The organism is Streptomyces rubellomurinus (assembly GCF_000961885.1).
GTDB lineage: Bacteria > Actinomycetota > Actinomycetes > Streptomycetales > Streptomycetaceae > Kitasatospora > Kitasatospora rubellomurina.
The window spans coordinates 39,019-50,941 of the sequence record NZ_JZKH01000036.1 but is presented as its reverse complement, the minus strand read 5'-3'; the positions used below and the strand labels follow the sequence as shown (position 1 = coordinate 50,941).

General features: G+C 73.9%; 7 protein-coding genes. 4 read left to right on the top strand and 3 right to left on the bottom strand.

What is annotated here, in order from left to right:
* Positions 1 to 136 precede the first annotated feature (136 nt).
* Positions 137 to 1,306 (bottom strand): TadA family conjugal transfer-associated ATPase, encoded by a 1,170-nt coding sequence (locus VM95_RS18835; RefSeq protein ID WP_045698318.1) that lies wholly within the window; start codon positions 1,304 to 1,306, stop codon positions 137 to 139.
* A 167-nt stretch (positions 1,307 to 1,473) separates the two neighbouring features.
* Entirely contained in the window at positions 1,474 to 2,598 is a 1,125-nt protein-coding gene (ssd, locus tag VM95_RS18830) for a septum site-determining protein Ssd (protein WP_045698274.1), read from the bottom strand.
* A gap of 715 nt (positions 2,599 to 3,313) precedes the next feature.
* Between ssd and VM95_RS18825 the strand changes: the two genes are divergently transcribed.
* Positions 3,314 to 4,213: an HAD family hydrolase gene (locus tag VM95_RS18825; protein WP_078860126.1), complete on the top strand. Its 900-nt coding sequence runs from the start codon at positions 3,314 to 3,316 to the stop codon at positions 4,211 to 4,213.
* A gap of 360 nt (positions 4,214 to 4,573) precedes the next feature.
* On the opposite strand, the gene VM95_RS18820 is transcribed toward VM95_RS18825, so the two are convergent.
* Positions 4,574 to 5,470, bottom strand: coding sequence for a Fic family protein (locus VM95_RS18820; protein WP_078860124.1), 897 nt, complete (start codon positions 5,468 to 5,470; stop codon positions 4,574 to 4,576).
* A 219-nt stretch (positions 5,471 to 5,689) separates the two neighbouring features.
* Here VM95_RS18820 and VM95_RS18815 point away from each other — a divergent pair, with 219 nt between their 5' ends.
* From VM95_RS18815 to acs, 3 genes are all read left to right on the top strand, one after another.
* Positions 5,690 to 6,694 (top strand): ATP-binding protein, encoded by a 1,005-nt coding sequence (locus VM95_RS18815; RefSeq protein ID WP_045698271.1) that lies wholly within the window; start codon positions 5,690 to 5,692, stop codon positions 6,692 to 6,694.
* Between the two features lie 441 nt (positions 6,695 to 7,135).
* A complete protein-coding gene (locus tag VM95_RS18810; RefSeq protein ID WP_078860122.1) occupies positions 7,136 to 9,661 on the top strand; it encodes a SulP family inorganic anion transporter in 2,526 nt (841 codons plus the stop codon).
* Between the two features lie 299 nt (positions 9,662 to 9,960).
* Positions 9,961 to 11,916 carry an acetate--CoA ligase gene (gene acs / locus VM95_RS18805; RefSeq protein ID WP_045698269.1) on the top strand — a complete coding sequence of 652 codons (1,956 nt, stop codon included), beginning with the start codon at positions 9,961 to 9,963 and terminating at the stop codon, positions 11,914 to 11,916.
* The last annotated feature ends 7 nt before the right edge of the window (positions 11,917 to 11,923 follow it).

Here is an 11,923-nt window from a genome sequence, read left to right as displayed (position 1 = left end):
CTCCGTGTTCATCGACCCCTCCGGCCCCACGCCCCGAGCAGCGCCACTGCCCCGGCCGCACACCCGATCAGCAGCAGTGCGAAGGCGAGTTCCACCGCCCGCGCCTGCGGGCCCGCCAGCCCGGCCACCGCCGACGTCACGTCGGCCCCGCAGCGATCGCCACCCCGCGCGCCGCGAGCAACCCGATCAGCCGCTCCCAGCCCGCTCCCGGGACCATGCCGCCCGCCGCCGGGAACGCCACCGCTTCGGTGGTGACGGCCAGGCCCTCGCGGTCGCCCGCCAGGGTGTGGATCTCCGCCACCCGGCGCCGCCCCGAGCCCGGCTCCCGGACCAGGTGCACCACCACGTCGAGCGCGGCGCGCAGTTGGCTGTGCAGGGCCGGCCGGTCGAGCCCGGCGAGCGAGCCCAGGGCCTCCAGCCGGACCGGCACGTCGGCGGCCGTGTTGGCGTGGACCGTCCCGCAGCCGCCTTCGTGCCCGGTGTTGAGCGCGGCCAGCAGGTCCGAGACCTCCGCCCCGCGCACCTCGCCGACCACCAGCCGGTCCGGACGCATCCGCAGCGCCTGCCGGACGAGGTCCCGCAGGGTGAGTTCGCCCAGCCCCTCCTGGTTCGGCGGCCTGCTCTGCAGCCGGACCACGTGCGGGTGGGCCGGGCGCAGTTCGGCCGAGTCCTCGACCACCACGAGCCGCTCCTGCGGCCCGACCAGGCCGAGCAGCGCCGCGAGCAGGGTGGTCTTGCCCGAGCCCGTCCCGCCGGACACCAGCAACGACAGCCGGGCCCGCAGGATGCCGGCCAATAGGTCGGCCCCCTCCGGCGGCAGGGCCCCGCCCGCCACCAACTCGTCGAGCGTGAACGGCCGGGGCCGGCACACCCGCAGGGAGATGTGCGTGCAGCCGGCCGCGATCGGCGGCAGCACGGCGTGCAGCCTGGTGCCGTCCGGCAGCCGGGCGTCCACCCAGGGCCGGGCGTCGTCCAGGCGCCGCCCGGCCGCGGTGGCCAGCCGGTGGGCCAGCCGCCGCACCGCCTCGGCGTCGGCGAAACGGACTCCGGAGGCTCGGTGCAGGCCGCCGCCACGGTCGACCCACACCTCGTCCGGACCGTTCACCAGCACGTCCGTGACGTCGGGCGCCGCCAGCAGCCGCTCCAGCGGGCCCGCACCCACCAGTTCGGCGCGCAGCGAGCGCACGGTGTCCAGCACCTCGTCCCCGCCGAGCGGCGGCCTGGTGGCCCGCAGCACGGCCGCGACCGAACCCGCGGTCGGAGCGGCCCCCGACTCGGCCAGTCGCAGCCGCACGGCGTCCACCAGCTCCGCCGTCCGCTCCTCGCGGGCCGTGCGCCCGTACGGGCAGGGCCCGTGGTCGGCCTCGGGCGGGGGCCCGGGGGGCGGCACGCTCCGGAGCGGCCGGTGCTCCCGCACACCGTCGCCCGTGACCGCTGCCCCGCCCCGCGGGGTCGTCCTGCGCAGACGGACCATCAGTACACACCTCCTCCGACCGCCGGGACCGGCGGCAGCACTTCGTTCAGGAAGGTCGCGCAGAAGCGCGCGAGCGGGCCGGTCTCCCGGCTCCCGGGCGGGACGCCCTTGTCGACGTCCTGGGCCAAGCCCGGTTCGGGCTCCAACTCCCCGACCAGCTCCAGCCGCAGGCTCCGGGCGATCCGGCGCGCCGGGAGCCCGGAGATGCGCACCCGCCGCACCACGGCCCGGACGTCGCCGAGCCGCATCCGGGCGGCCGCCGCCACCCGGTCGGCGGCCGCGACCGCGCGCAGCTCGGCGGGCACCACCAGCAGCGCCAGGTCGGACTGCTCCAGCGCCTGCCCGGCGGCCGCGTCGAGATGGCGGGGCACGTCGACCACCACCAGCCCGCCGCGCCGCCGGGAGGCGGCCAGCACGCTGCGCATGGCCTCCGGCGGCACGGTCAGCGTGTCGCCGCGGTCCCAGGACAGGCAGGAGAGCGCGGAGAGCCGTTTGAGCGCCGGCAGCGCCCGGGCCAGCTCGGCCCCGCTGACCCGCCCGCGGGAGCCGGCCAGGTCGGGCCAGCGCAGCCCCCGGACCGTCTCGCCGCCGAGCAGGATGTCGAGGCCGCCGCCCAGCGGATCGCCGTCGATGAGTATCGTGCGCCGCCCGGTCCGCGCGGCCGTGACCGCGAGGGCGCAGGCCAGGGTGGATGCCCCGGCCCCGCCCCGGCCGCCGAGCACGGCCACGGTGACCGCCGGCGAACCGGCGCCCTCGGCGGCGTCGGCGATCCGGTCGAGCAGCCAGGCCTCGGCGTCGGGCAGGAACAGCACGTGCTCGGCGCCGAGTTGGACGGCGCGGACCCAGACCCCGGGGTCGTCGAGGTCCAGCCCGAGCAGCAGCACGCCGGCCCGCCGGCCGAGCCCGGCGCAGCGTTGGACCTGGTCGTCCCCGACCAGGACCAGCGAGGCGGCGTCCCAGTGCTCGCGCGTCGGCGGCGCGCCGCGGATCAGCCGGGGCTCGGCCCCCGCGGCGGCGCACAGCCGCAGCAGGTGCTCGGCCAGGGCCTCGTCCTCGGTGACGACGAGCGGTCCGGTGCTCCCGGGCCCCTCGGCGGTGACGTGGTCGGCGATCGGCGTCGACATGGTGGCTCCCCTCCGCGCCGCGGGCCAGGGGCCGGCGGCGCACGTCGGACGGTTCCGGCGGACGGCCGCCCGGCAGACCTCCAAGGAAGGGGTGAGGCCATGCCCGGCGACCGCCGCCGACGACCACGGTGGGGGGAGATCCGGATTCCGTCTGTCGCGTTCCGATTCCCTGTGGATAACTCATGTGCCGAATGGCTAAGCGTTCACCCGGGCGGGGGGCTAATCGGCAAAGAATTGACGATTGCGGATCACGGAGATGAACCGACACCCCATACCGACCCGACCCCGCGGGCCCCGGACATCCCTCGGGCACCATCGGACGAGACGCGCGGAGGCGGTGAACCGCCGGTCGGAACCAGCCGGGCGGGCATGCGGTCAATCCATGCGAACGGCAACGCAGAGTGACGAAATCCGGGCGACCGACCGGGCCGCCGACACCCCCTGTACACCGCCGACCGAGCGGCAGCGCCGCCTGGCACCGTGCCCTTCAAGGCCTGAAAATGGCCCCGGACGTGCGACGACCCCCGCCGGGGGGGAGAGCGGGGGTCGTCTATCCACGGCCCGACTCGGGGGGGAGGAGCCGGACCGGGTTAGCACGGTCGCGAACGATCCGTGACTTCCATGGTGTACCCGAGCGGCCAGAAACACAAACCCGCACGCCCGCGAGTACGCCGAATGGCGGGCTGTTTTGTGGCTCCCTCTATCCTCGGTTCCCGTGGACACCACCGAGAACGCCGACGATCACGCCGACGAGTCCCCGGGCGACACCACCGGGCCCGAGGAGCACCGCCAGCCGGTCCGCCCGAAGCCGGGCGGCTCTCGCACGGCCGCCTTCTTCGACCTCGACAAGACCATCATCGCCAAGTCGAGCGCGCTCGCGTTCAGCCGCCCCTTCTACCAGGGCGGCCTGATCAACCGTCGGGCCGTGCTGCGCAGCGCGTACGCCCAGTTCGTCTTCCTGGCCGGCGGCGCGGACCACGACCAGATGGAGCGGATGCGCGAGTACCTCTCCTCGCTCACCCGGGGCTGGAACGTCCAGCAGGTCCGCGAGATCGTCGCCGAGACCCTGCACAACCTGATCGATCCGATCATCTACGACGAGGCCGCCTCGCTGATCGAGCAGCACCACGCGGCCGGCCGGGACGTGGTGATCGTCAGCAGCTCGGGCTCCGAGGTGGTCGAGCCGATCGGCGCGCTGCTCGGCGCGGACCACGTGATCGCCACCCGGCTCAAGGTCGAGAACGGCTGCTACACCGGCGAGATCGAGTACTACGCGTACGCCGAGAACAAGGCGGCCGCCATCCGGGAGTTGGCCGCGTCCGAGGGCTACGACCTGACCGAGTCCTACGCCTACAGCGACTCCTCCACCGACCTGCCGCTGCTGGAGGCGGTCGGCCACCCGTCCGCCGTGAACCCCGACCGCGCGCTGCGCAAGGAGGCGCAGGCCCGGGAGTGGCCGGTGCTGGTCTTCGACCGCCCGGTGGAACTGCGGCGGCGGCTCCCGGAGTTCTCCGCTCCCAGCCCTTCGGTGCTGACGGCGGTGGCGGTCGGGACGGCCGTCGCGACCGCCGGGGTGATCTGGTACCTGGCCCGGCGCCGCCGCCCGTCCGCCTGAGGTCCGCCCTCGACAGGGCGGGCAAAACGGGCAATCGCCGCACAGTTCACTTTTCGGGTTCCCCTTTCGCCCGAAACGCGATACAAATGAAGCACGGCCCGCGAGACCCGGTCAGGACCCGAAGAGGTCGAACCGACAACGCAGTTCAGGCCCCACGGACCGCGTGTACAGATAGCCGAGCACCCACATGCAGCCGACCCGCTGTCGGGCCGCCGGACCAGACGAACGGGCAGGAGATCCCCGTCTGATCGGCACTTCCGGTGCATGCTTGGTCACCCGGTATCTGCACCAGCGGCGGCACCCGGAAGGATCAGGTGCCGCCGCATTTCCGTGGGCGCGGCCGCGGCCCCGAGGGGCCGGTCAGACCATCCCGCGCTGCATCGCCTCGCAGACCGCGGTGCTCTCCCGCACGCCGAGCCGCAGCGCGCTGCCGCAGTGGCCGATCCAGGCCGCCATCCCCTCGGGCGTGCCGGCCAGGTAGCCGGCCAGGGCCCGCCGGTAGGCGTCGGTGCCGAGCTCCGCCAGGCCGACCTCGGCCGGGCAGATCGACTTCGGGTCGAGCCCCTCGGCGATCAGCACGATCCGCTGGGCGGCCCGCGCGATCACCCCGTTGTGGCTGCCGAACGGGCGCAGCGCGAGCAGTTCGCCGTGCACCACCGCGGCCACCACCAGGGCCGGCGTGCCCACGCCCTGGCCCTCGGCGCGGGCCACCAGCAGCCGGGAGAGCTGGTCGAGCCGCGCGGCGACCTCGTCCGCGCCCGGGGCGGGCGGCAGGACGGGCACCGGCGCCGCCGGGTCGACCTCGACGGACTCGACGGTCTCCGCCGCCGGGAGGTCCAGCGGGAACAGCTCCTCGGCGTCCTCCCCCGCCCGGCGCGGCCGCCCGGCCGCGGGATCGGCGTCGCCGACCGCGAGCAGGTGCAGCCGGGCCAGCACCTGGAGCGGCGAGTGCCGCCAGACGCTGAGCAGCTGACCGGCCTCGGCGGCGACCCGCAGGGCGGCGCCGATCGTCCGGGCCTCGGCGTCGGCGCCGAAGTCGCTGCGGCGCCGGACCTCCTCCAGCGGCCAGTCGGCACCGGCCAGGGCCGCTGACGCGCGGGCGCCGCGCAGGGCGGATTCGGACGTGACCTCGGCCGCGCGGCGGCGCATCACGCGGTGGCCGTAGAGCCGGTCGACGGCCTTGCGCACCTCGGCGACCGCGTCGGGAACTCCGGGGAGCTGGGCCAGCGGGGCGAGGGGATCAGTTCCAGTGCTCACCTACCCGAGAGTAATGAACGGGCCGCCCCTCCCGGAACAGCAACCCCGCATCACCCGTTCGAGGCAATCCTCACTTCCCTCCCCCGAGGAGGCCCAAACCCCGGCTAGCATGGCCACTATCGGAGACGATAACGATTTCCAGTTAGGGGTGCCGCCGCCGCGCGCGGCTCCCGGGCAGGCGGCCCCGAGCGGGGCCCAGAGCGAGAGCCGGAGTCCCAGATGAAGATCGCCTTCGTCGGCAAGGGCGGCAGCGGGAAGACCACACTGTCCGCACTGTTCATCCGCCACCTGGCCGCCACCGGCCGACCGGTCATCGCCGTCGACGCCGACATCAACCAGCACCTGGGCCCCGCCCTCGGCCTGACGGACGCCCAGGCCGCCGAGCTGCCGCCGCTCGGCGGCCACCTGCCGGAGATCAAGGAGTACCTGCGCGGCAGCAACCCGCTGATCCGCTCGGCCGACGAGATGATCAAAACCACGCCGCCCGGGCGCGGTTCGCGCCTGCTGCGGATCGTCGAGGAGAACCCGGTCTACGCCGCGTGCGCCCGGCCGATCGCGCTGGACGAGGGCTCCGTCCGCCTGCTGGCCACCGGCGCGTTCACCGAGGAGGACCTCGGGGTGGCCTGCTACCACTCCAAGGTCGGCGCGGTGGAACTGCTGCTCAACCACCTGCTCGACGGCCCGGACGAATACCTGGTCACCGACATGACCGCGGGCTCCGACTCCTTCGCCTCCGGCCTGTTCACCCGCTTCGACCTGACCTTCCTGGTCGCCGAGCCGACCCGCAAGGGCGTCTCCGTCTACCGCCAGTACAAGGACTACGCCCGCGACTTCGGGGTGCAGCTGCGGGTGATCGGCAACAAGGTGCAGGGCCCGGACGACCTGGCGTTCCTGCGTCGCGAGGTCGGCGCCGACCTGCTCACCACCTTCGGCCAGTCCGACTGGGTGCGCCGCCTGGAGCAGGGGGCCGAGCCCCCGCTGAAGAGCCTGGAGCCCGGCAACCGGGCGGTGCTGGAGCGGCTGCGGGTCGAGGCGGAGGCGGCGTACGCGCTGCGCGACGCGCACCGCTACACCGCGCAGGCGGTGCTCTTCCACCGCCGCAACGCCGAGAGCTGGGCCAACGCCAAGGTCGGCATCGACCTCGCGACCCAGGTCGACGAGGCCTTCGTGCTGGGCGAGTTCGCGGGCGACGGGCAGCCGGCCGCGGCGGGCGCGCCCGCCTGACCCGCACCAATCCCCGGCTCCGCTCGAACGGGCCGCGGCCTCCCCTCCGTTCCGGGGCGGGCCGCGGCCCGTTCGCCGTGCCACGCCCCCTCCACCCACCGCCACCAGCAGATTCCCGACCGTTCGACCACCACCCAATGGGGTGAATCGAAGGTTTTCCGCTTCCCTCCTCGAACGACGCTGTGCAAAGCTTTCATTACCCTCGGTTTACCGAGTCTTGATGGTCCGTTCCGACGGTCCTCGGCGAGACATCCCGCACCTCGCCCAGGCCCCTGGCGGGCCCTGATGGTCAACGCCGGCCGGTGACACCCGCACTCCCCGCCGCGCCCACGCCATCCCGCCACACCGTCGCGACCCACGACAGCCGATCCGCCCCGGAGCCCGACTCCGGACTCACCACCGGACCTGACTGCGTTCGTTCACCGGACAGACGGGAAGACCATGACCCTCGACATCTCCAGTGCCCCCATCGCCTCCGACACCACCGACCACGCGCCTCCGGGCGGCAGCCCCCGGGCCCGCTGGGCGCAGGACCTCTCCGCCTCCCTGGTCGTCGCCCTGATCGCCGTACCGTTCGCCCTCGGCATCGCCCTCGCCACCGGCGCCCCGCTCACCGCCGGCCTGGCCGCGGCGGCGGTCGGCGGGATCGTGGTCGGCCTGGCCGGCGGCACGCCGCTCCAGGTCAGCGGACCGTCCGCCGCGCTGACCGTGATCACCGCCGGGCTGATCGCCCAGTACGGCTGGCGGGCCACCTGCGCCGTCACGCTGGCCGCCGGGCTGCTCCAACTCCTGCTCGGCGTCAGACGGGTGGCGCGGACGGCACTCGCCGTCTCACCCGCCATCGTGCACGGCATGCTGGCCGGAGTCGGGTTCACCATCGCCATCGCGCAACTGCACGTCGTCCTCGGAGGCTCCCCGCAGGGCTCCGCGATCGCCAACGTCCTCGCCCTGCCGGGGCAGTTGGCCGGTCCGCACCCGCCCGCGATGCTGGTCGGCACGGTGACCGCGACCGTCCTGCTGGGCTGGCCCCGGCTCGGCCGACTGCCCGGTCGGGCCGGCGAGTTGGGCGCCCGAATGGGCTGGGTGCCGGGCCCGCTGGCCGCCGTCGCCGCCGCGACCGCGCTCACCCTGGCGCTCGACCTGCCGCTCGCCCACATCCAGCTGCCCGCCTGGGAACCGCACGCGCTGCTGCCCGCACTGCCGCACGGCCCCCTGTCCGGGGTGCTCGCCGCCGTGCTCACCGTCACCGCCGTGGCCAGCGTGGAGTCGCTGCTGTCCGCCGTCGCGGTCGACCGGATGTCCCACCGCACCAGCGACCTCGACCGCGAGCTGCGCGGGCAGGGACTCGCCAACATCGTCAGCGGAGTGGTCGGCGGACTGCCGATCGCCGGTGGCGCCGTCCGCAGCACCGCCAACGTGCGGGCCGGCGGGCAGAGCCGGTGGTCCGCGGTGCTGCACGGCGTCTGGGTGCTCACCGCCGCGCTGGCGCTGACCGGCGGGCTGCGCCGCATCCCCTTGGCCGCGCTGGCCGCGCTGGTGCTGGTCGTCGGGCTGCAGATGGTGAGCTTCGCGCACATCCGCAACGTGCACCGGCACCGCGAGTTCCCGGTGTACCTGATCACCGTGGTCGGGGTGGTGGCCCTCGGCGTGCTGGGCGGCGTCGCGCTCGGCGCCGGCACCGCCGTCCTGCTCGCCCTGTACCGACTGACCCGCGCCCATGTGGACGTCGAGACCGGGCCGGGCGGATCGGTCACCGTCCAGACGCACGGCCCGCTCACCTTCGCCGCCGTCCCGCGGCTGAGCCGGGCACTGGCGGGCATCCCGGCCGGCAGCGAGGTCACCGTGGTCCACGACGGCTCCTTCCTGGACCACGCCGCGTACGAGACGCTGCACAGCTGGCGGACGGGACACCAGGGCGCTGGCGGCCGGGTCTCGATGGTGACGCGGCGCCAGGCCGACGAGGTGCTCGACCCGGACGGCACGGTACGGGCGGGCAGTTCGCCCGGCCCGCACCGCTGCCGGGCCTGGACGCCCTGGGTCGGCCACCACTGCATCGAGCAGCGGGAGGACCCGCACGGCCGGCTGCTGGACGGCGTCCGGGTGTTCCAACAGCACACCGCCCCGCTGGTCCGGCCCGAACTCGCCCGGCTGGCCCGGGAAGGGCAGACCCCCTCGCAGCTCTTCCTGACCTGTGCGGACTCCCGGATGGTCACCAGCATGATCACCAACAGCGGCCCCGGCGACCTGTTCACCGTCCGCAACGTCGGCAACCTGGTGCCCGCTCCCTTCGAACCGGGCGCGGCCGACGACTCGGTCGCGGCGGCGGTGCAGTACGCCGTCGAATCCCTGGAGGTGCGCTCGATCACGGTCTGCGGCCACTCCGGCTGCGGCGCGATGAAGGCCCTGCTGGACGGCGTGCACGAGCGCCCCGGGCCGCCCAGCCCGCTGACCCGCTGGCTGCGCAACGGCCGGGGCTCGCTGGACCGGCTCCGCCGAGCCCCCGCCGAGTTCTCCGACCGGCCGGTGGTGGACCTCGTGGAGCAGCTCTGCATCACCAACGTCGTGCAGCAGTTGGACCAGCTGATGACGAATCCGGCGGTCGAGCGCCGGGTCGAGGAGGGCAGCCTGCGGCTGGTCGGGATGTACTTCGACTTCGCTACGGCGCAGGCGTACGTGCTCGACCGCGCCGCCGGGACGTTCAGCCCGGTCGAGGCCCGCACCGACGCCCGCACCGAGGCCCGCACCGAGGCCCGCACCGAGGCCCGCACCGAGGCCCGCACCGAGACCGGTACGGAGACCCGCGCGGGGGCGGACGCGGGAGCTCGTCCGGAGCCGCGCGCCGGAGCGCACACCGGGGCACCCGCCACCGCCGGCCCCGACCAGCAGACGGCCTCGGTCGAACAGGTGGGGCCGTCCGGCCCGGCCCCGACCCGCGACAGCGAGGAGGACCCGCAACTGGCCGCCTGAGAGCCGGGCCCGCGCCCCGCCGGGCGGGCCCGGGCGCGGGCCCACCCCATCACGGTCCGACACACCCCACACGGTTACCACGCACCCGAACGCAGCCCGGTGCACCCCGCAGCGGTCTAGCATGTCCCGCTGTGGCGAACAGGCCGGGCGACCGTTCGACCATCGGTCAAAGGTCTACACCAATTCCCAGGAGCCTCTTGTCAACTGGCACGTTCGCCTGGTGAGCTGTGCGCTGGGACACACGGGACAATCCCCACGCACGGGATCGTCCCCGATCATGACTCGATGAGGAGTGCGCGTTGAGCAACGAGAGCCTGGCCAACCTGCTCAAGGAGGAGCGGCGCTTCGCCCCGCCGGCAGAGCTCGCCGCAACCGCCAACGTCACCGCGGCCGCGTACGGGCAGGCCTCCGAGGACCGTCTGGGCTTCTGGGCCGAGCAGGCCCGCCGCCTCAGCTGGGCCGTCGAGCCGACCGAGACGCTCGACTGGTCCAACCCGCCCTTCGCCAAGTGGTTCGCCGACGGCAAGCTCAACGTGGCGTACAACTGCGTCGACCGCCACGTCGAGAACGGCCTCGGCGACCGGGTCGCGATCCACTTCGAGGGCGAGCCCGGTGACGGCCGCTCGATCACCTACGCCCAGCTCAAGGACGAGGTCTCGCAGGCCGCCAACGCGCTGCTGGAGCTCGGCGTCCGCAAGGGCGACCGGGTCGCGGTCTACCTGCCGATGATCGCCGAGGCGGTCGTCGCGATGCTCGCCTGCGCCCGGATCGGCGCCACCCACTCGGTGGTCTTCGGCGGCTTCTCCGCCGACGCCGTCGCCTCCCGCATCCAGGACGCCCAGGCCAAGCTGGTCATCACCGCGGACGGCGGCTACCGCCGCGGCAAGCCCTCCGCCCTCAAGCCGGCCATCGACGAGGCCCTGACCAAGGTCGACGGCGTCGAGCACGTCCTGGTGATCCGCCGCACCGAGCAGGACATCCCCTGGACCGAGGGCCGCGACGTCTGGTGGCACGAGATCACCGCCCGCCAGTCGACCGAGCACACCCCCGAGGCGCACGACGCCGAGCACCCGCTCTTCATCCTCTACACCTCGGGCACCACCGGGAAGCCCAAGGGCATCCTGCACACCTCGGGCGGCTACCTCACCCAGGCCAGCTACACCCACCACGCCGTCTTCGACCTCAAGCCGGAGTCGGACGTCTACTGGTGCACCGCCGACATCGGCTGGGTCACCGGCCACTCGTACATCGTCTACGGCCCGCTCTCCAACGGTGCCACCCAGGTCATCTACGAGGGCACCCCGGACACCCCGCACCAGGGCCGGTTCTGGGAGATCGTCCAGAAGTACGGCGTGACGATCCTCTACACCGCGCCGACCGCGATCCGCACCTTCATGAAGTGGGGCGACGACATCCCCGCGAAGTTCGACCTGTCCTCGCTGCGGGTGCTGGGCAGCGTCGGCGAGCCGATCAACCCCGAGGCCTGGGTCTGGTACCGGGAGCACATCGGCGCCGGCAAGGCCCCGATCGTGGACACCTGGTGGCAGACCGAGACCGGCGCCATCATGATCAGCCCGCTGCCGGGCGTCACCGAGACCAAGCCGGGCTCCGCCCAGCGCGCCCTGCCGGGCATCGCCGCCACCGTCGTCGACGACAACGCCGTCGAGGTCCCCAACGGCTCCGGCGGCTACCTGGTGCTCACCGAGCCGTGGCCGTCCATGCTGCGCACCATCTGGGGCGACGACCAGCGCTACATCGAGACCTACTGGTCGCGCTTCGAGGGCCGCTACTTCGCCGGTGACGGCGCCAAGAAGGACGAGGACGGCGACATCTGGCTGCTCGGCCGGGTCGACGACGTCATGCTCGTCTCGGGCCACAACATCTCCACCACCGAGGTCGAGTCGGCCCTGGTCGGGCACCCCTCGGTGGCCGAGTCCGCCGTGGTCGGCGCCACCGACGCGACCACCGGCCAGGCCATCGTCGCCTTCGTGATCCTGCGCGGCGGCGCGACCGAGAGCCCGGAGCTGGTCGAGGAGCTGCGGGCGCACGTCGGCCGCACGCTCGGCCCGATCGCCAAGCCGAAGCAGATCAAGGTCGTCGGCGAGCTGCCGAAGACCCGCTCGGGCAAGATCATGCGCCGCCTGCTGCGCGACATCGCCGAGGGCCGCGAGGTCGGTGACACCACCACCCTCGCCGACAGCACGGTGATGAGCCAGATCCAGGCCCAGCTGCCGCCGACCGGCAGCAACGGCTGAGCATCCC